Below are 22,386 nucleotides of genomic sequence, written 5' to 3'. Positions count from 1 at the left end.
ATCTGGGGATAAGTGGCGGTCTAAGTGCTTGGGAACCAACGCCCTTTGCGGACATCTTGGTTGCTGATAGGTTAATGCGCAGGAAACCCGTCACCACGAGACCGCAAGGCATGTCCGATCCGCAGAACACCGGCAGCGAGGCGCGCGAGATGCGGCCGACGCTGCGAGAGGCGCTGCGACGGGCGCGGATCGAGGCGGCCGATCGCACCGGTGTCGTCGTCGAGTTGCGCGACGCCGAGGTGGCGCGGCTCGAGATCCTCAACGATGCGCTCGATCCGTTGTTCGCGCAGGTGCCGGACAAGGTCGATCTGTTCGACCGCGGCATCAGCCAGGGCGAGACGCCGCGGCTGTGGATCGACGTCGTCGCGCATGTGCTGATGGGGCGCGACAAGCGGATCTACCGCTTCGTGCAGGACACGAGGTTCGGCCGCATCGTGCTCGCCGAATCGCATGACGTCGCCGCGATCGTCGATGCCGTCACCGATTATGTCGCGCGCCGCCTGATCGAGCGCGAGCATGCGATGGTGGCAACGCCGCTTCCGGTCGCCGAGCCGACGGCGCCGCCGCCCGTCCCGGTGGTGGCGCCGAAGCGCCGCGGCGGGATCGGCATGTTCGTGTTCGGCTTCGTCATGGGCGCGCTCGCGCTGTTCGGTCTCGCGCTGTTTGCGAGCTTGCAAAACTTCTAGCCGCTCGAGGGGCGGGGGCATCGTGGTCATAACACCCGCCTCGGCATTTTTCGGCGTCCTGGCGGCCGCCGCGGTGGTCGGCAGCGCCGTGCTGTTCGGCAAGTGGCAGACGTTGCGGCGCGCCGAATACATCCGCACCTTTCACTGGCCGGCGGGCCTGTTGGCGCGGCTCGAGAAGCGTCACCCCGGCTTCACCCGCAAGGACAGCGCGCTGGTCTCGCGCGGCCTGCGGCAGTTCTTGCTCGCCTATCTGATGAGCGGCAAGCGTTACGTCTCGATGCCCTCGCAAGCGGCCGACGACCTCTGGCACGAATTCATTCTCTACACCCGCGAGTATGATGCGTTCTGTCGCCGCGCCTTCGGCGGCTTCATGCATCACACCCCCGCGGTCGTCCTGGTGAAGGAGCGGCGCAGGAGCAATGAGGGGCTGCGGCGGGTCTGGTGGTATTGCTGCAAATACGAGAACATCGATCCGGTCAGGCCGACGCGGCTGCCGCTGCTGTTCGCGCTCGACGCCAAGCTGAACATCGCGAACGGCTTCATCTACCACACCGACTGCGAGGCGCTGCGCCGCAGCGGCATCGGCGGCAGCAGTCCCTATTGCGGCGGCGATTTCTCCGACTCGTCGATCGACGGATCGTCAGCGGGTTTCGGCGATGCCGGCAGCGACGGGAGCAGTGGCAGCGATGGCGGCGGCGACAGTGGTGGTGGCGACAGCGGAGGCGGCTGCGGCGGTGGCTGTGGCGGCGGCGGGGGCGGCGATTAGGACAGTCGTACTTGCTTCAATTCGCGAATGCCGTCGTGATCGCCGAGGCCGCGCACGGTCTGCTCGCAGCGCCAGGCATTGCCGTCACGCTCGATCGAGAACAAATTGTAGGCCGCCGCCGGATAGTGCTTGCGCGCCAGCGCCGATGCCGACGGCACGCCGATCGCCGGGATCTTCCGCTCCGGGCCGTCGAACCACATCGTCGAATGGATGTGGTCGTGGCCATGCAGCACCAGCTCGACGCCGTGGCGCCTGAGCAGCGCCAGCAGCTGATGCGAATCGGTCAGGCGCTTGGCGCGGCCGTCGGAGTGCAGCGGGTGATGCACAAGCAGCACGCGGAAGGCATCCTCCCGCGACAGCTGCGCGAGGATCGCATCAAGCGCATCGAGCTGGGGATGGCCGAGCCAGCCGGTCGCCATCAGCGGTGGCGTCGGCACCGCCGAGGAGACGCCGATCAGCGCCAGCGGCCCGCGACGGCGCACGAACGGAAAATGCGTTGCCGCGCCATCGGCGTCGCCGCGCAGATAGTCGCCGAAGTGACTGACGAAGCGATGCCGGGTCGCGCGCACATAGGCGTCGTGGTTGCCGGGGATCACGGTGACGTCGGCAGGCGAACCCACGCCCTCCAGCCATTGCCGGGCCGGATTGAACTCGGCATCCAGCGCCAGATTGACGAGGTCGCCGGTCACGGCGATATGGTCCGGCTGCTGCGCCTGCATGTCCGACACCAGCGCGTCGAGCACGTCGCGGCGGTGATATTTGTGACGGTTGCGCGTCCAGTTCAGGTAGCCGAAGGCGCGCTTGCCGGCCAGATCGCGCAGCCGCGCCGCCGGCAGCGGCGGCAAATGCGGGTCCGACAGATGCGCGAGGCGGAACGCCGCCATCATGCGATTCCCTTCGGATTGTCCGCGAAAAGTGGCCGGCAGCCGGTCATGTCGTGCTATCCCGAACGTCCTGCCCTGTATTGGCAAGAGCTGCGCAGGCGCGCAAGGATCAAAGCACGAATCAAACACCATGATGTCGAGGGTTCAGTGACGGTCCTGCTCGATTTACGCAAGCGCTACGAGCCGCAGATCAGATGGGTGTTTCATTTCTACTGGCGGCTGGTCCGCAGCATGACGCTCGGGGTCCGTGCCGTCGTGCTCGATGCCGACAACAGGGTGTTCCTGGTCAAGCACAGCTACGTCCATGGCTGGTATCTGCCTGGCGGCGGGGTCGAGGTCGGCGAAAGTTTTATCGAGTCGCTGCGGCGCGAATTGGAGGAGGAGGGGCGGATCGAGCTCAAGGGCGAGCCGGTGCTGCACGGCATCTTCCACAACAGCCACGTTTCGCCGCGCGATCATGTCGCGGTCTACGTCGTCAGAAACTACCGGCAGGACCGCCTGCCGGAGCCGAATCGCGAGATCGTGGCCTGCGGCTTCTTCGATCCGGCTGATCTGCCTGACGAGACCACCCCCGGCACGCGGCTGCGGATCGCGGAGGTACTCGAAGGCAAGCCGCCGACGGCGACATGGCGGTGATGGACCGCGCCCGCGCCAGATGCTATCCCGCGCCCCACAATGACCGAATTGTCCCTGACCATCCTGCCCGAGACCCCGAAAGACGCCCAGGCGATCGAGCGCCTGCACGAGCGCACCTTCGGGCCCGGCCGCTTCGTGCTCAGCGCCTACCGGCTGCGTGAGCATGTCGATCATCTGCTCGATGTCTCCTTCACGGCGCGGATCGGCACGCTGCTGGTCGGCTCGGTGCGCCAGCTGCCGATCACGATCGGCGATACGCCGGCGCTGATGCTTGGGCCGCTAACGGTCGAGCCGCCGTTTCGCAGCCGCGGCGTCGGCCGTGCGCTGCTCGAGCGTGCGATCAACGACGCCCGCGCTAAGGGCCACCGGCTGATCGTGCTGGTCGGCGACGAGCCATACTACGCGCGGGTCGGCTTCAAGCCGGTCCCGAAGGGGCAAATGACCATGCCCGGTCCGGTCGATTACAGTCGCCTGCTTGTCATGGAACTGGTCGACGGCGCGGCCGAGGGCGTGTCCGGACCGATCCAGCCGGACTGGAGCAAGGCGATCTGACGTTCTCGCGAGCGTCGCCGGAACTGTTGCGCGCTATCGGAAACTGAAGCACAGTTGAGGCAAGCGCCGGGACAAGACCGGCGCATGTCATATCAACAGGGAGAGTGCGCGTCATGATCAAGGTCAGTGTGATGTATCCGAACAATCCAGGCGCACGCTTTGATCACGACTATTATCGCGACAAGCACATGCCGCTGGTGAAGGCGCGCCTCGGCGACGCATGCAAATACTACACCGTCGACAAGGGGCTCGCCGGCGGCGCCCCGGGGCAACCCGCAACCTATGTCGGGATGTGCCACATCTTCTGCGACTCGGTTGAGGCCTTCGCGGCCGGCATGGGCAAGCACGCCCAGGAGATCTTGGGCGACATCCCGAACTACACCGATCAGCAGCCGGTGATTCAGATCAGCGAAGTCGTCGTCGGCCACTGATCGTCGACGCGGGCGGCAAGGCTCACACGCTCGTCCATCGGACATGTTCGTAGCCCGGATGAAGCGAAGCGAAATCCGGGATCGGCAACCGCGGACACAGTGTTCCCGGATTGCGCTGTTCCCGGATTGCGTTGCGCTCCATCCGGGCTACGCGAAAAATCCCTCTGCCGCGTACGGCAGAGGGACATACTCGGCTCAGAACTTCAGATTGGCGAACGCCCGCACGCCGAGGCCCGGCATCAGCACCTCGTCCTTGGTGTAGGACACCGAGTTGCGGATGTTCTGGTTGAGCAGATTGTTGCCGACCAGGCCAAGCGTCATCTCGCGCGCGCCGATCCATGACTGGTTGAGCTTGGTGTTGTAGGTGATCTCCGCGTTGAGGAGATTGTAGCCCGCGGTCGGGGTCTCGCCGATCACGGCGATGTCGTTCTGCGCGAAGGCGTGCACCAGATTGATGCGGGTCAGCCAGTTGCTGTCGCGCCAATAGAAGCCGCCGCCAAGCCGCACCGGTGGAATCCGCGGCACGTTGGTGCCGTCGGTGAAGGTCGCGCGCACCACGTCGAACTGGTTCTCGATGCCCCAGATGCCGCCGTTGAGCGGGCCGATGTCGAACTGGCTCTGGAATTCGGCGCCGCGGAAGATCGCGTCACGCTGCGAATAAACCGCCTGCCGCGCCTCATTGTTGGGATCGCCATTGCCGCAGGAGTCGAAATCGTCGCCGCACATCACCCCGGTCAGGCGGCGATAGATGAAGTTGCTGAAGCGGGTGTAGTAGGCGGTGGCCTCGAAGCGGAACGGTCCGGTCGCCTTGCGCAGGCCGATCTCGACCGATTTCGCGGTCTCGATGGTCAGGTTCGGATTGCCGATGTCGAAAGTCGCGGTCGCATCATGCGCGCCGCGCGAGAACAGCTCCGCAGGCTTCGGCGCGCGTTCGACATATTGCGCAGTGATGCTGCCGACGAGGTCGCCGGGCAGGTTCTGCAGCAGCCCGATGCTGCCGCTGACCGGCGTGTAGGACGGATTGCGTGCAATCGAGCTCTGCGGTGCGCCGTCAGGCAGATAGTCCGCCGGGAAATTCGGCATCGATCCGTGCAGGTCGACATGCTCGATGCGGCCGGCGATCTGCGCCTTAGTCGAATCCGTGAACTTGAACTCGTTGAACACGTAACCCGCGACGCGGTTGTTGTTGTTCGGACTCCACAGGCCGTTGAACAGCGAGGTCGGATCGTCCGGGCTCGGCGCGGTCAGCTCCTGATGCCCGGCCTGCACGCCGAACGCGGTCGTCACCGTGGCGAAGCGCGCGTTGAACGGCATCATCTGCACCTCGACGCGGGCTTCCTGCTCCTTGTTGGTGAAGGTCTGCCGCACGCCGTCGCTGAACAGGTCGGTCGGATCGGCAAGGCCGAGCTCGTTGTGTCGATAGTCGGTCGCGCCGACCCAGAACCGCACCGCGTCGATTGCAGCAGCATCGGGCCGGTACTCGCCCTTGACCGCGATCTTGGTCTGATGCGCGTCGATCCGGGTCTGGTGATCGGCGCCGTCGATGCCGGGGATATGGTAGAGCGAGTCGTTCTGGGTGATCGCCGCGCCGACATAGCCGCCCTGGAAGAAATAGGAGGCGCCGACCGACGCGCCGTCCGACTGCGTCGCGGAGTTCGGCTGACGGCCGTTGAATGGCTGGCCGGGCACAAATAAATAAGGATAGCTGGGGATGCTGTAGTCGCTGGTGGTGCGGCCATAGACATCGGCATGCACGGCGACATTGTTGCCGCCGGCGTCCAGCAGCATGCCGCCCTCGACGGCGCGATTGACCGAGCTGACCGACGTGCGGGTCTCGACATTGAGGCAACCCGGCGCGCCGGCGTCGGCCAGCGGAGCCTTCACCGGCAATCCGTAGCTCTGGAACGGCGCCGCCGCGCAGGTCGGCATCGCATCGGGAATCCGGTTGTTGGTGGCGCTGACGACGCCGCCGATCGAGGTCGAGCCGTAGCGCAGCGCGGCCGGGCCGCGCACCACTTCGATCTGGTTGGTCGAGAGCGGATCGATCGGGACGAAATGATCCTCGCCGAGATCCGACACGCCGCCGCCGCCGAGACCGTTTTCGACGATGCCGACGCGGTTGACGTCGAGGCCGCGGATGATCGGCCGGCTCGACGCGCCGGGCGCGAAGCTCGAGCCGGTGATGCCGGGCTTGGAGAACAGGAGATCGCCGAGCGTGGCGGCGCCGGAGCGCCGCAGTTCCTCGTTGGGTATCACGGTGACGGTGGCGAACTGATTGGTAACCACGGGCAGCACGCCCTGCTGCGGTGCCGGCGCGGGTGCCGCAGGCGCCGGTTGCACGGCCGCGGCGCGTTCGCGGTTGCGGCTCGGCGCGGCCCGGACAACATGGCTCGGCGTGCGCGTTGGCGCGGTCCGGTGCCGTTGGATCGGGCTCGGTGCCGTCACGGTGATGTCAGGGAGTTGCGTCGGCGTGTCGTCGGCCAGCGCATTGTGGCTCATCGCGCCCAGCAATAGGCAACTCACGCTCCCGATGTGGAGTGCTCGTTTCTTCTGAAGTGTCATTGTCCCGATCCAGGCCCGTCGAAATGACGGATCGATTCCGATTTGCCCCGCTGGCGCAGGCCGCAAATGTGACGCGGCCGTCCGCTCAGGGCGTGCAGCAATCAGTCGATGTCAGGACAGGGGAGGTGCGCGGGAGTGGAAGGCCGCCGGCGCCGATTTCAGATGGGCGAATTCGGCATTGGTGGTGCGGAACAGAAGCTCGATGGCTTCCGGCAGCAACAGCACCGGCGGCGCCGTGAACAGCATGCTGCTCGCGAGCGAGATGACGGCGCAGATCGCGCAATTGTCGGCCGGATGCCGGTCGTTGTCGTGATTGGCAGGCTGTGGCGTCCCGGTCACCTGGACCGCGAGGTCCGGCGTCGCGGAGGTCCCGATATAGGCGAGATCGACCAGCGACAGCCCGGTCTGGACCGCGGGCGCCGCTTGCGCGGCCGCGATCGGATGGAAATGCCCGAACGACAGCATGAACTGGACGGCGAGCGCGAACAGCGCCAGCCGCGAGCCAGTCTTGATGTGTCGCCGGAACCACTGCATGCCGATAACGCCCACCCGTCGGGAGCGCATCAACACCCCAGCGCCCCGATGTTACATTATAACATCGGATGGCGTGCGCGATGTCAACCAGCGTTCAGACAAACCGTGTCGATGCGTTGCCTGTGTGTGCTTGATGCAACGCAGACCTGAGCCCGGCCGGGCTCAGCGTCCCTCGCGCAGCCATGTTGCCGCGAATGCACCGAGCAACAGCAGCAGGCCGACCAGGCCGGCGAACATCGGCAGCACGCCGACACCCTTGACGACGCTGGCGTCGCGCATCTTGACGCCGAGCCAGCCGTCGCCGCGGAAGATCGAGGAGGAACGCACCGGCACGACGCGCGGCATATCGAGGCTCGAACCGTCGACGATGCGCCGTGCATCGCCGCCGGTGGTCTGCGCCAGCGGCTTCAGCATGTCGGTGGTCGAGGTGACCTCCGAGAATTCCTTCGGGTTGGTCGGGCCGACATTGATCAGCGCCTTCAGCGTGCCGTCGGTGGCCTGCCACAGGCCGAGCTCGTTGGCGGGCAGCGTCGCGCGCCACTCGCCGGTATCGCCGGCGGTGAGCGTCAGTTCGCGCGTGGTGCCGCTCGGCGAGGTCACGGTGACCGGCGAGACGGTGTCGGCCATGGTCTGGCGCACCACCATGAGATCCTTGCCCTGCACCTGCATGCGCAGCGCCTCTTCATCGAGGTCGGGCTGCTTCATCAGCCAGTGCGACACCCGCCGCAACAAATCGAGATGCGGGCCGCCGCCCTCGTAGCCGCGCGCCCACAGCCAGATGTGGTCGGAGAGCAGCAGCGCGACGCGGCCTTCGCCGAAGCGCGACAGCAGCAGCAGCGGCTTGCCGTCGGCGCCGGTCATGACCGGCGGATTGATCGCGTTGCGGGTATCGACGGTGCGGAAGAACCGGCTCCAATGCGGCGGCTCGGCATTCGAGCCTTCCAGCCCGCGCGTCACCGGATGGCGCTTACCGGCATCGCTCAGATGCGCGTAGAACGGCTTCTCGGTCACGCCGACCGGTTCGGCCGGCAGCACCGAGTCCAGCGGCGTGCGCCAGATGCTGGTGGTCGAGGCGTAGTCGGGGCCGGCGGACACCAGCACCGCGCCGCCGGCGCGGACGTAGCGCGCGATGTTGTCGAAATAGGCGATCGGCAGCACGCCCTGGCGGGCGTAGCGGTCGAAGATGATCAGCTGGAATTCGTTGATCTTCTGCTGGAACAGCTCGCGGGTCGGAAATGCGATCAGCGACAGCTCGTTGATCGGCGTGCCGTCCTGCTTCTCCGGCGGACGCAGAATGGTGAAGTGCACGAGATCGACGCTGGGGTCGGACTTCAAGAGGTTGCGCCAGGTGCGCTCGCCGGAATGCGGCTCGCCGGAAACCAGCAGCACGCGCAGCTTGTCGCGGACGCCGTCGATCGCGACCACGGCGCGGTTGTTGACCGGCGTCAGCTCGTTCTCGAGCGGCGAGGCCTCGATCTCGACGATGTTGGGTCCGGCGTGCTTGATGTCGATGTCGACGCTCGAGGTCTGGCCGCTGGTCAGCGTGCGCTCGTTGATCACTTCGCCGTCGCGGCGGACCGTGACCTTGGCGCGCTCGCCGGTGACGCCCTGGTCGTCGAGCCGGAAGGTGATGGTCTGGGTCTGGCCGACGATGCCGAAGCGCGGCGCGGCTGTGATCGCGATGCGGCGGTCGCGCTCGTCCTTGCGGCCGGTGATCAGCGCGTGGACCGGCGCCTGGAAGCCGAGCGCCTGGGCATTGGCGGGAATGTCATGCACGCGGCCATCGGTGATCATGAAGGCGCCGGCGACGCGCTCGACCGGAACGTCCGACAGCGCCGACGTCAGCGCGCCGAACAGTTTTGTGCCGTCGGTCTCGCCATCGGCCTGACCGGCCTCGACGACGCGGACCTCGAGGCCCTTGATCTGCTTCAGGCTGTCGACCAGCGCCTGCCGCGCCTTGTCGGTCTCCTGGTTGCGCGTGCCGAAATTCTGGCTCGGGCTCTTGTCGACCACGACGGCCGCGACCGAGGACAGCGGCTCGCGGTCCTCGCGGGTGAAGGAGGGATTGGCCAGTGCCAGCAGGATCAGCGCCAGCGCCGCGACCCGCACCGCGGCGCCCCGTGCGCGCGACACCAGGAGCAGCACGGCGATGACGACGATCGCGCCGAGCGCGAGCCACAGCACGAGCGAAGGAACCAGCGGTGTGAACGCGATGCCGTAGTTCATGACGTCACTCCGTCATTCCGGGGCGATGCGAAAGCATCGAACCCGGAATCTCGAGATTCCGGGTCTGGTCCTTCGGACCATCCCGGAATGACGGTGTTGGCAGCTGAATCACTCGCATCTCTACTGTCCCAGCCGCTCGATCAAAGCAGGCGCGTGCACCTGGTCGGCCTTGTAGTTGCCGGTCAGCGTGTACATCACGATGTTGACGCCGGCGCGGAAGGCGAATTCGCGCTGGCGCGGCTCGCCCGGCGTCAGCGGCAGCATCGGCTGACCGTCGGGGCGGATCGCCCAGGCACCGGCGAGGTCGTTCGACGTGATGATGATCGGCGAGACGCCGTCGCCGCCGCGCGCCGGGCGCTGTGCAGCCTCGTCGTCGTCCTCGCGCGGCAGCGCCTCGACCCAGGTCTGGCCGGAGTTGAAGCGGCCGGGGAAGTCGCGCAGCAGATAGAACGTCTTGGTCAACACGTGCTCGCGCGGCACCGGCTCGAGCTCGGGCACGTCGAGGGTCGACAGCAATTCGCGCAGCGTCTGCATGCCGGGCGTTTGCGATGAGCCGTTGTCACCCGGCGGCGCTTCGACGGCGTCGCGGGTATCGAAGATGACGGTGCCGCCCTGCTTCATGTAGGCGTCGATCTTGTTGATGGCGTCCTGCGGCGGCTTCGGCGCGCCCGGCACGATCGGCCAGTAGATCAAGGGGAAGAACGCCAGCTCGTCGCGCGCGGGATCGATGCCGACGGGATCGCCGGCTTCCAGCGCGGTGCGCTGCCCGAGGAACAGCGTCAGTCCGGACATCCCCGCCTTGACGATGGAATCGACGTCGGCATTGCCGGTGACGACATAGGCCAGCCGCGTCTGCGACACCGCCTTGATGGCGAAGTCGTCGCTGCTGGCGTTCTGCGCGCGGCTCGGCGAGGGCACCATCGTGGTCACAAGGATGAAGGCCAGCGCGAGCACGGCCGGTGCCGCGCGCCGCCGGATCAGCGCGGCGAGGCCGCCGCCGAGCATGGCCACCACGATCGCATCGAGCAGGAACAGCGCCAGCGCCGTCGACAGCATGATGCCGCGCAGGTCGCGCGGCTCGGCGTTGGTGTAGCTCGCACGCGTCGCGCGCAGGGCCGAGGTGTCGAGCGGCGCGATCCGATCGGCGGAGGCGAGCGTGTTGACCGCGATCGGGCTCTCGACCGTGCCGTAGAAGCCGGGCGGATGGTCGGCGGTGCCGCGATCGCGATAGTCTGCCGACATCGGCTTGGCGCTCGATGGCGGCGGCCCGAAGACGCCGAAGCCGTCGAGCGTGCGCAGCGGCGCCACCGTCTCGGCGTTGGGATCGCTGGCGACGCCGGGGCCGGGCTTCGAGGTATAGCCGGACATGTCGATCAGCCGGCGCAGCATCTCGACGAAGGTGCCGGACATCGGCAGATCCGACCAACGCATGTCGGCGCCGACATGGAACAGGCTGACCACGCCCTTGCCGCGACGCTCGCCGGTGACGAGCGGCGTGCCGTCCTCCAGCGAGGCCCAGCTCTTGGTCGCGAGCACGGCGTCGGGCTCGGCCAGCACCTGGCGGTTGACGGTGATGTCCTTCGGCACGGTGAGGCCCGAGAACGGGCCATCGGCGGCGAACGAGGCCATGTGCTGCGGCTTCTCCCAGGTCAGGCTGCCGCCGAGCGTGCGTCCGCCGCGGCGCAGCTTGACGGGAACGAGGTCGTCATCGGCTTGGGCGAGGCGCGGACCGGCGAAGCGCACCAGCACGCCGCCTTGCTCGATCCAGGCATTGAGCCGGTCGCGGATCTCCGGCGATAGCGTGCCGACGTCGGCCATCACGATCATCGGCAGCCGCTGGTCGAGGAATTGCCCGATCACCTGCTGCGGCGCGCCGCGATCGCCGAGCCTGACATCGGCGAATGGCGACAGCGCGCGGGAGAGATAGAAGGTCGACGCCAAGAGCGGCTGCGCGGTGTCGTTGCTCGCACCCGAGACCACGCCGATGGCGCGGCGGCGCCAGCGCCGGTCGAGCAGCTGCACGGCGCCGGCCGAATGCTCGCCGGAGATTTCGAGTCGTGCGATGTCATTGCGCAACTCGACCGGAAGATCGAAGGCGGCGTCGGTCTCGCGATCCTGCGGTCCGAATGTGTAGCGGGCCTCGCCGATCGGCGAGCCCTTGGCGTCGACCGCGCGCACCGTTCCCGCCGCGATGCCGCTCTCGGTGCGCAGCACCTTCACCGTCATCTTGGCGGCGGCGTTCTCGGCCGCGACCAGCGCCTGCGCCGACTGCGCTCCGCCCGCATAGATCGTCAGATTGCGGCTCTCGATCACCTTGCCGAGCCCCCCGGTGAATTCGCTGCCGCGGCCGGTGTCGACCCCGTCGGACAGCCAGGCGATGTCGCAGTCGCCGGTCGATTTGAGGAAACGTTCCAGCGCACTGAGGGTTTCAACCCGATCGACCGAGTAGGGCTTTGGCGCGAGCTGGCGCAGCGCGACGCGCGCGGCGCCGGCCGGCATCAGCGTGATGTCGCGCGCGGGCTCGGACAGCGGCACCAGCGCGACACCGCGACGGTCGCTGTCGGCGTTGGCGACCAGTTCGTCCGCGGCCCTGATCCGCGCATCCCAGCTCGAGGCCGCGCTCCAGCCGTCGTCGAGCAAGATCACCAGCGGCAATTTACCGGCGGCGACGCCGGTCTGCGGATTCCAGATCGGGCCGGCGGCGGCGAAGATGACGAGCGCGGCGGCGGCGAGCCGCAGCAGCGTCAGCCACCATGGCGTGCGCGACGGCGTCTCCTCCTTGGGCGCGATGTCGAACAATAGCCGCGTCGGCGGGAATTCGATCCGGCGCGGCCGCGGCGGCATCACGCGCAAGAGCCACCACAGCACCGGCAGGCTGACCAACCCCAGCAGCAGCAGCGGTTCGGCAAAGGAGAGGGGGAGCCCTGCGATCATGCGCTGCGTCCCGCCTTGACTGTTGAGCGACCGCCGCCCTTGCTCACCATCATGCCGGCATGCAGGAACAACAGCAGCTCGGCCGCGGAGCGGCTGGTGGTGTGGGTCGAGAACAGCCAGTCGAGCCGGTTGGTCTCATTGCGGATCTGGTCGCGATGCAGCGCGACGCGCGCGACATAGTCGTTCGCCCAGCTTTCCGCGCGGCCCGCGGTGATGACGCTGCCGGCCTCCGGCTCGACGAATTCGACACGGCCGGAATAAGGGAAGGTCTCTTCGGCCGGATCGACGACCTGGATCATGGCGCCGTGCGCGCCGGAGGAGGAAAGCCCGGCCAGCATCGCCGTGATTTCTGCTATCGGCGACCAGAAATCCGACAACACGACGACTTCGGCCAGCGACGACGGCACGAAGGACGGCGGCAGGCTCGCGCGCGTCTTCTCGTCGTGCAACATCGCTTCCGCCATCTTGTCGATCACGTTGAGGCTTGCGGTCGGGTTCATCAGGCCGGGAATGCCGACGCGTTCTCCGCCCGCAACGAGCAACTCGGCGAGCGCGAAGGCGACGATCAGTCCGCGCTCCAGCTTGCTGTCGCGCGCCTCGCGCGAGGCAAAGGCCATCGACGGCGAGCGGTCGGGCCAGATCCACACCGTGTGCGCGGCTTCCCACTCCTGCTCGCGGACATAGAGATGGTCGTCGCGTGCCGAGCGGCGCCAGTCGACGCGCTGCGACGGCTCACCGGAGACGAAGCGGCGGTATTGCCAGAAATTCTCGCCCGAGCCGGCGCGGCGGCGGCCGTGCAGCCCATGGATGACGTTGGCGGCGACACGGCGGGCCTCAAGCACCAGACGCGGCAGCGACGCGGCGAGCGTTCGGCTTTCGCCATCGGCACGTCGAACCGCAAGGATCTCCTCGTTCTGGTGCCTGTTGTCTGCGGCCATCAACCGATCCGGGTCTTCAGTTGCTTGATCACGTCGGGAATGGTGCGGCCCTCGGCGCGCGCCGAGAAGGTCAGCGCCATGCGGTGCTTGAGCACGGGCTCGGCGAGATCGAGCACATCGTCGATCGACGGCGCGAGTCTCCCGTCGAGCAATGCACGGGCGCGCACCGCGAGCATCAAGGCCTGGCTGGCGCGCGGACCCGGTCCCCATGCGATCAGCTTGCCGGCCTCGCCGCCCTCGGTGCCGGGACGCGCGGCGCGGACCAGCGTCAGGATCGCCTCGACCACGGAATCGCCGACCGGCAGGCGCCGCACCAGGCGTTGCGCGGTGAGCAGCGTCTCGGCGTCCATCGACGGCGTGGCACGCGCTTCTTCGGCGCCGGTGGTTTCGAACAGGATGCGCCGCTCGGCGTCGCGATCGGGATAGTCGACGTCGATTTCCATCAGGAAGCGGTCGAGCTGCGCTTCGGGCAGCGGGTAGGTGCCTTCCTGCTCGAGTGGGTTTTGGGTCGCGAGCACGTGGAACGGCTTTGGCAAATCATGCCGCGCGCCGGCAATGGTGATGTGCTGCTCCTGCATGGCTTGCAGCAGCGCCGACTGGGTGCGCGGGCTGGCGCGGTTGATCTCGTCGGCCATCAGCAGCTGCGCGAACACCGGACCTGCGATGAAGCGAAACGAACGCTTGCCGGCCGAGCTCTCGTCGAGCACTTCGGCGCCGAGAATATCCGACGGCATCAGGTCCGGCGTGAACTGAATTCGCTTGGCATCGAGGCCGAGCGTGACGCCGAGCGTTTCGACCAGCTTGGTCTTGGCGAGGCCGGGCACGCCGATCAACAGCGCGTGGCCGCCGGACAGGATCGTCACCAGGGTGTTTTCGATCACCTGCTCCTGGCCGAAGATGACGGTGGAGACCGCTTCCTTGGCGGCCTTGATCTGCCCCGCGACCTGCTCGGCCGAACGGACGATCACATCCTCCAGTTTCTCGACGCTGTCTGCACCAGCCATTCGATCCGCTCCTTCTTGACGATGCGCGCACATTGGCGCGCCGTCATCTGTCGTCATCACCTGTCGTCATCTTGGCCCTCATGCTAAACCTGAGCGAAGGCCATGTATTCGTTGAATTAAACTATCCCCACCTTATCGGTGTTTCAGGGTATGAACGGCATCACGATGTGGCGAGAATGACATCCCGACCACATCTCAGGATATGTGCACCAAACGTGCCAGATTGAAGGTAGGAAACCTTAAGGCAAACAATGGCGAAGCAAGGGCAGAGCGATTCCGGCAGGGAAACTACGGGCCTCGGGAGCAAGGGTCTCGAAGGGCTCACCACGGCCGCCAATCAAGCTGCAACATCCGGTCCGGCCGGACGCAAGGGCCTGCCGCCGGTTCACCTGTGGAATCCGCCATTCTGCGGCGATCTCGACATGCGAATCGCGCCTGACGGCACCTGGTTCTACATGGGAACGCCGATCGGCCGCCCCGCGCTGGTGCGGCTGTTCTCCACGATCCTGAAGCGCGAGGACGGCAAGCACTTTCTCGTGACTCCGGTGGAGAAGGTCGGCATCCGCGTCGACGACGCGCCGTTCCTTGCCGTGGAAATGCAGACCGGGGAAGACGCGCGCGGCCGCCTGCTCAGGTTCCGCACCAATGTCGACGATTGGGTCGATTGCGAGAAAGGCCACGGCCTGAGATTCGAGGCGGCCGAGGACGGCGGATTGACGCCCTATCTGCATGTCCGCGCCGATTTGTGGGCCAAGGTCACCCGCGCGCTCTATTACGATCTGGTTGACATGGGCGAGCAGCGGATGGTCGATGGTCAAGAGATGTTCGGTATCGAGTCCGGCGGCGAGTTCTTCGCGATGGCCGATGCCAGTCAGGTGAGGGACGCACTTTGAACGAGCCGTTGCTGAAGGTGGAGCCGGCGACGATCAGCTCGACGGAATTCTTCGCGCGGGCCCGCACGCGGCTCACTTTCGATGTGCCGCCGGGCCTGGTCGATCCGCATATCATTCCGCGCACCGGAGACTCCGGCAACGACCGCATGCTCGAGATCGTGGCGCAGGAGCAGCCGGTGCGGCCGGCCGCGGTGCTGATCCCGGTGGTCGATCACCCCGAGCCGACCGTGCTGTTGACGCAGCGCTCGCCCAATCTGTCGAGCCATGCCGGCCAGATCTCGTTTCCCGGCGGCAAGATCGACGCCACCGACGCCTCGCCGCTCGATGCCGCGCTGCGCGAGGCCTGCGAGGAAGTCGGGCTGAAGCGGGAATTCATCGACCCGGTCGGCTATCTCGACCTTTATGGTACCGCGTTCGGCTTCCGCATCCTGCCGACGGTCGCCAAGGTGAAGCCGGGATTCACGCTTGCGATCAACGAGGCGGAGGTGGTCGATGCGTTCGAGGTGCCGCTCGCCTTCCTGATGAATCCCGAGAATCATCAGATCCACACCAAGGAATTCCGCGGCATGGACCGGTCCTATTACGCGATGCCGTTCGCCGAGCGCTACATCTGGGGCGCGACCGCGGGCATCCTGCGGGTGTTGTATGAGCGGATCTATCTGTCATGATCCGCACGGTATTGACCGAGATCGGAATCTTTCTGGTCCCGTTCGCGGTCTATGCCATCTTCCTCATCGCGACGCGGTCCGGCGTGACGCTGCCGGCGTCATGGCCGCTCGACATGCTGGCGAAGCTGACGCTGGTGGCGCTGGTCATGGTGATCGTGAGCTTCGTGCTGCTGGCCGAATTGACCGGCGCGCCGCCGAACTCGACCTACGTTCCCGCCCATATCGAGAACGGCAAGCTGGTGCCGGGAGTTGAGAAATGAGCGAGGTGCGCCTGTTGTCCGACGCGCCATGGCTCGCTTCCGGGCCCGCGGCGCACGTGCTCGGCCTGCTCAATGCCGATGGCGAGGAAGCGCGGGTGATCGGCGGGGCCGTGCGCAACGCCTTGATGCAGATTCCGCTCGCCGATATCGACATCGCCACCACGGCGCTGCCGGAGGAGGTGATCCGCCGCGCCAAGCGGGCGGGCATCAAGAGCGTGCCGACCGGCATCGAGCACGGCACGGTGACCCTGGTCGTCGACAGCCAGCCCTTCGAGGTGACGACGCTGCGCGAGGATACCGAGACCTATGGCCGCAAGGCCAGGGTGGCGTTCGGGCGCGACTGGGTGCGCGACGCCGAGCGGCGCGACTTCACCATCAACGGCCTGTCGGTCGACGCCTCGGGCGTCGTGCACGATCACGTCGGCGGCCTCGCCGACATCGAAGCGAGGCGCGTGCGCTTCATCGGCGATCCCGCGCAGCGGATTGCCGAGGACTATCTGCGCATCCTGCGCTTCTTCCGTTTCCATGCCGCCTATGGCGCGGGCGAGGTCGATCGCGCCGGTTATCTCGCCTGCGTCAGCGGGCGCGCCGGATTGGCCGGCCTCTCGGCCGAGCGGATTCGCATGGAGATGCTCAAGCTCGTGGTCGCGAACGGCGCCGCGAGTGCAGTGGTCGCGATGAGTGACGGCGGCTTGCTGCAGCCGCTGTTCGGCGGCGTCGCCTATACCGGCCCGTTCGCGGCGATGATCGAGATCGAGCAACTGATGAAGCTCGCGCCGAGCGCGATGCGAAGGCTGGCCGCGCTGACGGTCGCCGTGACCGAGGACGCGCGGCGCATCGCCAGCCGGCTGCGGCTCTCCAACGCCGAGGCCAAGGCGCTCGATTCGATGGGGCATCGCTGGTGGCGCCTGCCCGGCATGGACGAGGCGCACGCCAAGCGCAGGCTCTACCGGCTCGACGAGGGGCCGTATCGCGACCGGTTGCTGCTCGCTTGGGCGCGCACCGGCGCGGGCCAGGATGTCGATCAATGGCGCGCGCTCGCCACGCTGCCAGAGCGCTGGCGCGCGCCTCACTTTCCCTTGAGGGCGTCGGATTTCGTCGCGCGCGGCATTGCCGAGGGACCGGCACTGGGGCATGTACTGACCTTGGCCGAGGATGCTTGGCTAGCCGCGGATTTCCCGCTGGATCCGCAGGTGTTGTCTGGCATCGCCGACCAGACCGTTTCCCGTTTCACCCGCGATCATCGGCTTTGAATTTCCTCTCCGGCTTCGCAGATATCTCGCTCCTTCAAATTCTGCTTGTCGCAGCCGTTGCGCTGTTTGCTTCCGTGATCGGTGGTCTTGCCGGCTATGGCACCGGCGCCCTGATGCCGCTGGTGCTGGTGCCGATGGTCGGTGCCGAGCCGGTCGTGCCGATCATCGCGATCTCGTCGATCTTCACCAATTCGAGCCGCTTCGTCGCCTTTGTCAGGTTTGCCGACCGCCGCAAGGCAATCATCGTGATCGCGGCGGCGCTATGCTCCACGGCGCTCGGCGCCTACGGCTATACAAGGCTGACCAGTGCCGGCGCCTCGCTCGTGATCGGGAGCATGCTGATCCTGAGCGTGCCGCTCAGGCGGCTGTTGCGCAAGCACAGCGTCAGGATCGGTGAGCGGGGCCTTGCGGCCGGTGCCGTCGGTTATGGCGTCGTGGTCGGCGGCACCGCGGGCTCGGGCGTCATCCTGCTGTCGCTGCTGATGGCGGCCGGGCTCGAAGGCGCCGCCGTGGTCGCGACCGATGCGGTGATTTCGCTGACAAGTGCCGCGGTCAAGATTTCGGTGTTCGGCTTGACCGGCGTCATCACCGCGCAGGTGCTGGCGCTTGCGCTGCTGATCGGCCTGGTCGCCATACCCGGCGCGTTCCTGGCCAAGGCCTTTGTCGAGCGGATGCCGGTGCATATCCACACCGCGATCCTCGATGCCGCCGTGGTCACCGGCGGCGTGGTGATGATTGCAAGCGCGCTGCGCGCGCTCTGACGGGAGGCGGAGGCGATGCTGCCGGCGCCTGCCAGTCAGCATCGCGCCAACGGATCTCACGCCGCCTTGCGCTTCTTCTTGCGGTCGCCGTCTTCGTCCTCGTCGTCTTCTTCCTCGTCGTCCTCGTCTTCGTCGTCTTCCTCTTCATCGTCCTCCGGATCGAGCTCGGTCGATTCGAGTGCGACGAGCGGCAAGGTTTCGCGAAACAGGTCGCCGTCCGTGCCCATCCACAGACACGCGACCTTGTCCTCGTCGATTTCGACGACCGTGATCGGATGGCCGCCGGACTTCAGCATGACGACATCGCCTGGTTTCAGTTCCATGATTTTCCCTCCGCGCTGGATGACGCGGACGGCAGGCTAGCGACCGGTGATGACAGTCAAATCACGGCCGGCGGCAGCTTGAATGGAATTGACGTGGAAAACGGCCGCGATGCGCTATTTGCGCGCGGCAGGAACCAGTTCGCTCAGCGAGCGGATGATGCGGTCGGGCTTGATGGTCGATCCCGGCGGCAGCCCGACACCGTGCACGTCCATCCAGATCGCATAGATGCCAAGCCGCTGCGGCGCCACGACTTCCCACTCGAGATTGTCGCCGATCATCCAGGTGTCGGATGCGGTGACGCCGAGTGCTTCCATCGCGTGCAGGTAGGCGCGCTCCTCCGGCTTGCCGAAGCCGTGCTCGCCCTCGATCTGGATGTGATCGAAGCGATGGCCGAGCGCGAAGCGCTCGACCTTGGCGCGCTGCATGTCGGCGGCGCCGTTGGTGACCAGCGCGAGCTTGATGCCGAGCGCCTTCAAGGCATCGATCGCTTCATGCGCGCCGGGGAAGACGAACATCTCCTCCTCGCGATAGGCGGTGAAGCGATCGGCGATGCGGTCGGCGAGATCGTCCGGCAGCGCGCGGTGACCGGCCGCCGCAAGCGCCGCGAAGCCGCCCTTCACGGTGAGCCGTCGCGCCTCGCCGAGCTTGATCCGCCAGATCGGCTCGGCGGTTGACCAGAATTGCCGCGCATAGGCCAACAGCGCCGTCGCGACCTGATCCGGGGGCAGGGGCGCCAGCTCCGCGGCGAACTCCGTGGTGATCGTGTTCCAGGCGATCTCGGGGCGTCCATAGGCCGACAGGATGGTGTCGTCCATGTCGATCAGCATCGCGCGCGGCAGGTTCATCACGGCCATTTCACCTCCGGCGGCAGCGACGACAGGATCGAATCCACATTGCCGCCGGTCTTCAGGCCGAAGATGGTGCCGCGATCATAGAGCAGGTTGAACTCGACATAGCGACCGCGGCGGACCAGCTGCTCGTCGCGATCCTCCGCGCTCCAGGCGGCCTCGAAATTGCGCCGCACCAGGTCGGGATAGATTTTCAGGAAGCTGCGCCCGACGTCCTGGGTGAAGGCGAGATCGGCCTCCCAGTCGCCGCTGTCGTGCCAGTCATAGAAGATGCCGCCGATGCCGCGGGCTTCCTTGCGGTGCGGCAGGTAGAAATAGTCATCGCACCATTTCTTGTACTTGTCGTAGTCGGCGACGCCGTTCGGCCCGTTGCACGCCTCCTTCATCGCGGCGTGGAAGGCGACCGTGTCGGGGTCCTCCTGGGTGCGCCTGCGGTTCAGCACCGGCGTCAGGTCGGCGCCGCCGCCGAACCAGGCCTTGGTGGTGACGACGAAGCGGGTGTTCATGTGCACGGCAGGCACGTTCGGATTGCGCAAATGCGCGATCAGCGAAATGCCCGAGGCCCAAAATCGTGGATCGTCGGCGGCACCTGGAATCTGCGCGCGGAATTCGGGCGCGAACTCGCCGTGCACGGTCGAGCAGTGCACGCCGACCTTTTCGAACAGCCGGCCCTTCATGATCGACATCACGCCGCCGCCGCCCGGCTTGCCGGTGTGGTCGGTGCGGTCCCAGGGGGTCCGCGCGAACCGGCCGGCGGCGCCGGGATAAAGCCTGGATGGGGCGTCGTCCTCGAGCTTCTCGAAGGCCGCGCAGATGTCGTTGCGCAGCGCCTCGAACCAGCCGCGCGCACGCGCCTTGCGGTCCTCGATGATGGCGGGGTCTGTTGGCAGCATGACTAACCTTGCGGGCCGAAGTAGGTGCAGCTCTCGTTGCAGCTGTCGCGATGGACGCTGACGCGGCTCAGCTTGCCTGCGTGTTGCAGCCGCTCCCAGATGAAGCGCGACAGATTCTCCAGCGTCGGCACGCCGATCGCCTCGATCTTGTTCAGGAACTTATGGTCGAGCGTCTTCTGCACCTCGGCCATCGCGCGTTCGAGCAGGCCGAGATCGATCACCATGCCGGTTTTCGGGTCGGGCGTGCCGCGCACCGTGACTTCGGCGCGGAAGGAGTGGCCGTGAATCTCCTCGCTGGCGGTGCCAAATGTCGTTCCGGACAGCGCATGCGCAGCCTCGAACCGAAACGCTTTCGTCAATTCCCACATCTCGTTCAACAATCCGATTCTGTTAGTTCATCTAATCCCGAGCGTCTTGTGCGTCTGCACGCTAAGGCGCCATTGCGGGTGCTTCAGGCAATAGGCGATCGCCCGCTCGGTATTCTCGATCACGTCGGGGCCGTCCATCGGCTGCAGCGAGAAGCGCTCGAAGGCGAGGCCCGCGAAATCCTCCGGAGTGTTCTCCACCTGCGGATAGACCAGTTTGAGCTCGTGCCCCTTGCGCACCACGAGCTCGGCTGCAGCCTTGGGACTGACGCAGATCCAGTCGAGCCCGTCGGGCGGGGCGATGGTGCCGTTGGTCTCGATCGCGATCGCAAAGCCGTGGTCGTGCAGGGCCTCGATCAGGGCCGCGTCGACCTGCAGCAGCGGCTCGCCGCCGGTCAGGACGACGTAGCGGTCGGCCTCGCCTCCGGTCCATTGCGCGGCAATGGTGCCGGCAAGCTCTTCCGCGGTCGCATAACGGCCGCCGAGCGTGCCGTCGGTGCCGACGAAATCGGTGTCGCAGAATTTGCAGACGGCGCCGGCGCGGTCCTGCTCGCGGCCGCTCCAGAGGTTGCAGCCGGCGAAGCGGCAGAACACGGAGGCCCGGCCCGCATGGGCGCCTTCGCCCTGCAGGGTGAGAAAGATCTCGTTGACCGCGTAGCTCACCAAAAATCCCTTAAGTTGCCGAACCGGCAATTCCTGAACCGGTCTGCCGCAGCGCCTCGCCGACGGCCATGGCCGCCGTGACGGCCACATTGAGCGAACGCATGGTCGGCCGGATCGGAATTACCAGCCGCGCATCCGCTGCGGCCACCACCGCGGCGGTCACCCCTGCCGTCTCGCGCCCGAACAGCAGGACATCGGAGGCCGTATACGCGAAATCAAGGTAGGATTTCGCCGCCTTGGTCGTGAACAGCACCAGCCGGCATCCGGCCTCGGCCCGCCATTCCTCGAATTTCGACCATGAGTCGTGACGCTTCAACCGCACATGGTCGAGATAGTCCATACCCGCCCGGCGGAAATTCCGATCCGAGGTGTCGAATCCCGCCGGTTCGATGATATGGGCCGCCACGTCCAGGCAGGCGCAGAGGCGCAGAATCGTCCCTGTATTCTGGGGGATGTCGGGCTGGAACAGCGCGATCTGCATGGTGCGGGCGGCCTGTGAAATCCGGATGAAATTGTCTCAATAAAACATCGCTCGGCGCGGATTTCGTGCATTGCACGTGTGCGAGCCGATAGCGGGCTTGCGCTCGTCCGGCAAGGGTGCCAATAGAACGATTCTGGACTGCTGTTCCGCCATTTGGGGTGGGGAATAGCGGTTTTCTGCCGCCGCGGGGGCCGCGGGCGCCGGCAGCCTTTCTTGGGGCGCGTCCTGCGTCTCCAGGGCGGTTCCACCGGCTGCAGAAAAGAAAGGGCTAGGAATCGTGACGACAGCGTCTTCGGCGGACCATCCGACACGCCGTGATTTTCTCTTTGTTGCAACCGGAGCTGCCGCCGCGGTCGGCGCAGCCGCCACCGTCTGGCCGCTGGTTGCCCAGATGAACCCGGATGCCGCGACGATCGCGGCCGGCGCGCCGATCGAGGTCGATCTGACGCCGATCGCCGAGGGCCAGGACGTCAAGGTCTTCTGGCGCGGCAAGCCGATCTACATCAGCCATCGCACCAAGAAGCAGATCCAGGAGGCCCAGAGCGTGGCGCTCTCGAGCCTGCCCGATCCGCAGCCCGACTCGGCCCGCGTCAAGGCCGGCCACGACCAGTGGCTGGTTGTGATTGGCATCTGCACCCATCTCGGCTGCATCCCGATCGCCCATGAAGGCAATTACGACGGCTTCTTCTGCCCCTGCCATGGCTCGCAGTACGACTCCTCCGGTCGTATCCGCCAGGGGCCGGCGCCCGCCAACCTGGCGGTGCCGCCCTACGCCTTCCTTTCCGACACCAAAATCCAGATCGGCTAAGTCCCGGCCCCTCCGG

General features: G+C 66.6%; 24 protein-coding genes. 11 read left to right on the top strand and 13 right to left on the bottom strand.

Annotated elements, in window-relative coordinates; genetic code table 11:
• Positions 1–110: 110 nt before the first annotated feature.
• On the top strand, positions 111–686 hold the full coding sequence (locus QJT82_RS05210; RefSeq protein WP_028338620.1) for a hypothetical protein: 576 nt from the start codon (positions 111–113) through the stop codon (positions 684–686).
• Positions 687–708: 22 nt separating this feature from the next.
• Positions 709–1,452: a hypothetical protein gene (locus QJT82_RS05205; RefSeq protein WP_028338621.1), complete on the top strand. Its 744-nt coding sequence runs from the start codon at positions 709–711 to the stop codon at positions 1,450–1,452.
• Here the strand turns inward: QJT82_RS05205 and QJT82_RS05200 are convergent.
• Positions 1,449–2,336, bottom strand: a complete 888-nt coding sequence (locus QJT82_RS05200; RefSeq protein WP_028338622.1) for a metallophosphoesterase — start codon at positions 2,334–2,336, stop codon at positions 1,449–1,451. The two genes, QJT82_RS05205 and QJT82_RS05200, sit on opposite strands and share 4 nt — an antisense overlap.
• 147 nt (positions 2,337–2,483) lie before the next feature.
• Here QJT82_RS05200 and QJT82_RS05195 point away from each other — a divergent pair, with 147 nt between their 5' ends.
• The 3 genes from QJT82_RS05195 (at position 2,484) to QJT82_RS05185 (ending at position 3,955) form a co-directional block, all read left to right on the top strand.
• Complete coding sequence (locus QJT82_RS05195) at positions 2,484–2,972, top strand: NUDIX domain-containing protein (RefSeq protein WP_016839736.1); 489 nt, start codon at positions 2,484–2,486, stop codon at positions 2,970–2,972.
• 39 nt (positions 2,973–3,011) lie between these two features.
• On the top strand, positions 3,012–3,524 hold the full coding sequence (locus tag QJT82_RS05190) for an N-acetyltransferase (protein WP_028338623.1): 513 nt from the start codon (positions 3,012–3,014) through the stop codon (positions 3,522–3,524).
• 113 nt (positions 3,525–3,637) lie between these two features.
• Positions 3,638–3,955 carry an EthD family reductase gene (locus tag QJT82_RS05185; protein WP_028338624.1) on the top strand — a complete coding sequence of 106 codons (318 nt, stop codon included), beginning with the start codon at positions 3,638–3,640 and terminating at the stop codon, positions 3,953–3,955.
• Between the two features lie 195 nt (positions 3,956–4,150).
• Here QJT82_RS05185 and QJT82_RS05180 read toward each other — a convergent pair whose 3' ends face one another.
• The 6 genes from QJT82_RS05180 to QJT82_RS05155 all read right to left on the bottom strand — a co-directional run bounded on the left by QJT82_RS05180 (position 4,151) and on the right by QJT82_RS05155 (position 14,153).
• Positions 4,151–6,517, bottom strand: a complete 2,367-nt coding sequence (locus QJT82_RS05180) for a TonB-dependent receptor (RefSeq protein WP_028338625.1) — start codon at positions 6,515–6,517, stop codon at positions 4,151–4,153.
• 111 nt (positions 6,518–6,628) lie between these two features.
• On the bottom strand, positions 6,629–7,051 hold the full coding sequence (locus QJT82_RS05175; protein WP_028338626.1) for a DUF2946 family protein: 423 nt from the start codon (positions 7,049–7,051) through the stop codon (positions 6,629–6,631).
• A gap of 162 nt (positions 7,052–7,213) precedes the next feature.
• Positions 7,214–9,277, bottom strand: a complete 2,064-nt coding sequence (locus QJT82_RS05170) for a membrane protein (protein WP_028338627.1) — start codon at positions 9,275–9,277, stop codon at positions 7,214–7,216.
• A gap of 120 nt (positions 9,278–9,397) precedes the next feature.
• The gene (locus QJT82_RS05165; RefSeq protein ID WP_028338628.1) at positions 9,398–12,208 is read right to left on the bottom strand and encodes a DUF4159 domain-containing protein; all 2,811 of its coding nucleotides are present in this window, start codon (positions 12,206–12,208) and stop codon (positions 9,398–9,400) included.
• Positions 12,208–13,149 (bottom strand): DUF58 domain-containing protein, encoded by a 942-nt coding sequence (locus tag QJT82_RS05160; protein ID WP_028338629.1) that lies wholly within the window; start codon positions 13,147–13,149, stop codon positions 12,208–12,210. The genes QJT82_RS05165 and QJT82_RS05160 overlap by 1 nt, the downstream gene beginning before the upstream one ends.
• Complete coding sequence (locus tag QJT82_RS05155; protein WP_028338630.1) at positions 13,149–14,153, bottom strand: MoxR family ATPase; 1,005 nt, start codon at positions 14,151–14,153, stop codon at positions 13,149–13,151. The genes QJT82_RS05160 and QJT82_RS05155 overlap by 1 nt, the downstream gene beginning before the upstream one ends.
• A 251-nt stretch (positions 14,154–14,404) precedes the next feature.
• On the opposite strand from QJT82_RS05155, the gene QJT82_RS05150 reads away from it, so the two are divergent.
• Genes QJT82_RS05150 through QJT82_RS05130 form a run of 5 tightly spaced genes read left to right on the top strand, consistent with a single transcriptional unit; the run spans position 14,405 to position 17,988 of the window.
• Positions 14,405–15,046 (top strand): DUF1285 domain-containing protein, encoded by a 642-nt coding sequence (locus QJT82_RS05150; RefSeq protein WP_016839726.1) that lies wholly within the window; start codon positions 14,405–14,407, stop codon positions 15,044–15,046.
• Entirely contained in the window at positions 15,043–15,714 is a 672-nt protein-coding gene (locus QJT82_RS05145) for a CoA pyrophosphatase (protein ID WP_028333190.1), read from the top strand. Before QJT82_RS05150 ends, QJT82_RS05145 begins: the two co-directional genes overlap by 4 nt.
• Positions 15,711–15,974, top strand: coding sequence for a DUF6111 family protein (locus QJT82_RS05140; protein ID WP_028338631.1), 264 nt, complete (start codon positions 15,711–15,713; stop codon positions 15,972–15,974). Before QJT82_RS05145 ends, QJT82_RS05140 begins: the two co-directional genes overlap by 4 nt.
• A complete protein-coding gene (locus QJT82_RS05135) occupies positions 15,971–17,227 on the top strand; it encodes a CCA tRNA nucleotidyltransferase (RefSeq protein ID WP_028338632.1) in 1,257 nt (418 codons plus the stop codon). Before QJT82_RS05140 ends, QJT82_RS05135 begins: the two co-directional genes overlap by 4 nt.
• Positions 17,224–17,988 carry a TSUP family transporter gene (locus QJT82_RS05130; protein ID WP_028338633.1) on the top strand — a complete coding sequence of 255 codons (765 nt, stop codon included), beginning with the start codon at positions 17,224–17,226 and terminating at the stop codon, positions 17,986–17,988. The genes QJT82_RS05135 and QJT82_RS05130 overlap by 4 nt, the downstream gene beginning before the upstream one ends.
• 56 nt (positions 17,989–18,044) lie before the next feature.
• Here QJT82_RS05130 and QJT82_RS05125 read toward each other — a convergent pair whose 3' ends face one another.
• The 6 genes from QJT82_RS05125 to QJT82_RS05100 form a co-directional block, all read right to left on the bottom strand.
• Positions 18,045–18,311 carry a DUF2158 domain-containing protein gene (locus QJT82_RS05125; protein WP_028338634.1) on the bottom strand — a complete coding sequence of 89 codons (267 nt, stop codon included), beginning with the start codon at positions 18,309–18,311 and terminating at the stop codon, positions 18,045–18,047.
• A 114-nt stretch (positions 18,312–18,425) separates the two neighbouring features.
• Positions 18,426–19,166 carry an HAD family hydrolase gene (locus QJT82_RS05120; RefSeq protein WP_028338635.1) on the bottom strand — a complete coding sequence of 247 codons (741 nt, stop codon included), beginning with the start codon at positions 19,164–19,166 and terminating at the stop codon, positions 18,426–18,428.
• Positions 19,157–20,053, bottom strand: coding sequence for an oxygen-dependent coproporphyrinogen oxidase (gene hemF, locus QJT82_RS05115; protein WP_028338636.1), 897 nt, complete (start codon positions 20,051–20,053; stop codon positions 19,157–19,159). The genes QJT82_RS05120 and hemF overlap by 10 nt, the downstream gene beginning before the upstream one ends.
• Positions 20,054–20,055: 2 nt before the next feature.
• Positions 20,056–20,421 (bottom strand): 6-carboxytetrahydropterin synthase, encoded by a 366-nt coding sequence (locus QJT82_RS05110; RefSeq protein ID WP_028338637.1) that lies wholly within the window; start codon positions 20,419–20,421, stop codon positions 20,056–20,058.
• A gap of 27 nt (positions 20,422–20,448) precedes the next feature.
• A complete protein-coding gene (gene queE / locus QJT82_RS05105; RefSeq protein ID WP_028338638.1) occupies positions 20,449–21,081 on the bottom strand; it encodes a 7-carboxy-7-deazaguanine synthase in 633 nt (210 codons plus the stop codon).
• Positions 21,082–21,091: 10 nt separating this feature from the next.
• Positions 21,092–21,562, bottom strand: coding sequence for a tRNA (cytidine(34)-2'-O)-methyltransferase (locus QJT82_RS05100; RefSeq protein WP_028338639.1), 471 nt, complete (start codon positions 21,560–21,562; stop codon positions 21,092–21,094).
• A 277-nt stretch (positions 21,563–21,839) separates the two neighbouring features.
• On the opposite strand from QJT82_RS05100, the gene petA reads away from it, so the two are divergent.
• Complete coding sequence (gene petA, locus QJT82_RS05095) at positions 21,840–22,370, top strand: ubiquinol-cytochrome c reductase iron-sulfur subunit (protein WP_028338640.1); 531 nt, start codon at positions 21,840–21,842, stop codon at positions 22,368–22,370.
• Positions 22,371–22,386 lie beyond the last annotated feature (16 nt).

Origin of the sequence: Bradyrhizobium sp. Mp19, assembly GCF_029952935.1 — a bacterium.
Taxonomy (GTDB): Bacteria; Pseudomonadota; Alphaproteobacteria; order Rhizobiales; family Xanthobacteraceae; genus Bradyrhizobium; species Bradyrhizobium elkanii.
The sequence above is the reverse complement of the archived record's forward strand: the minus strand, read 5'-3'. Positions and strand labels throughout refer to the sequence as shown.

What these genes read in the sequence shown, in the direction of transcription:
- QJT82_RS05210 (WP_028338620.1), top strand. Translation starts at nt 111, where the DNA reads ATGTCCGATCCGCAGAACACCGGCAGCGAGGCGCGCGAGATGCGGCCG.
- QJT82_RS05200 (WP_028338622.1), bottom strand. Translation starts at nt 2,336, where the DNA reads ATGGCGGCGTTCCGCCTCGCGCATCTGTCGGACCCGCATTTGCCGCCG.
- QJT82_RS05190 (WP_028338623.1), top strand. Translation starts at nt 3,012, where the DNA reads ATGACCGAATTGTCCCTGACCATCCTGCCCGAGACCCCGAAAGACGCC.
- QJT82_RS05185 (WP_028338624.1), top strand. Translation starts at nt 3,638, where the DNA reads ATGATCAAGGTCAGTGTGATGTATCCGAACAATCCAGGCGCACGCTTT.
- QJT82_RS05180 (WP_028338625.1), bottom strand. Translation starts at nt 6,517, where the DNA reads ATGACACTTCAGAAGAAACGAGCACTCCACATCGGGAGCGTGAGTTGC.
- QJT82_RS05175 (WP_028338626.1), bottom strand. Translation starts at nt 7,051, where the DNA reads ATGCAGTGGTTCCGGCGACACATCAAGACTGGCTCGCGGCTGGCGCTG.
- QJT82_RS05170 (WP_028338627.1), bottom strand. Translation starts at nt 9,277, where the DNA reads ATGAACTACGGCATCGCGTTCACACCGCTGGTTCCTTCGCTCGTGCTG.
- QJT82_RS05160 (WP_028338629.1), bottom strand. Translation starts at nt 13,149, where the DNA reads ATGGCCGCAGACAACAGGCACCAGAACGAGGAGATCCTTGCGGTTCGA.
- QJT82_RS05155 (WP_028338630.1), bottom strand. Translation starts at nt 14,153, where the DNA reads ATGGCTGGTGCAGACAGCGTCGAGAAACTGGAGGATGTGATCGTCCGT.
- QJT82_RS05150 (WP_016839726.1), top strand. Translation starts at nt 14,405, where the DNA reads ATGGCGAAGCAAGGGCAGAGCGATTCCGGCAGGGAAACTACGGGCCTC.
- QJT82_RS05140 (WP_028338631.1), top strand. Translation starts at nt 15,711, where the DNA reads ATGATCCGCACGGTATTGACCGAGATCGGAATCTTTCTGGTCCCGTTC.
- QJT82_RS05135 (WP_028338632.1), top strand. Translation starts at nt 15,971, where the DNA reads ATGAGCGAGGTGCGCCTGTTGTCCGACGCGCCATGGCTCGCTTCCGGG.
- QJT82_RS05125 (WP_028338634.1), bottom strand. Translation starts at nt 18,311, where the DNA reads ATGGAACTGAAACCAGGCGATGTCGTCATGCTGAAGTCCGGCGGCCAT.
- QJT82_RS05120 (WP_028338635.1), bottom strand. Translation starts at nt 19,166, where the DNA reads ATGGCCGTGATGAACCTGCCGCGCGCGATGCTGATCGACATGGACGAC.
- hemF (WP_028338636.1), bottom strand. Translation starts at nt 20,053, where the DNA reads ATGCTGCCAACAGACCCCGCCATCATCGAGGACCGCAAGGCGCGTGCG.
- QJT82_RS05110 (WP_028338637.1), bottom strand. Translation starts at nt 20,421, where the DNA reads ATGTGGGAATTGACGAAAGCGTTTCGGTTCGAGGCTGCGCATGCGCTG.
- QJT82_RS05100 (WP_028338639.1), bottom strand. Translation starts at nt 21,562, where the DNA reads ATGCAGATCGCGCTGTTCCAGCCCGACATCCCCCAGAATACAGGGACG.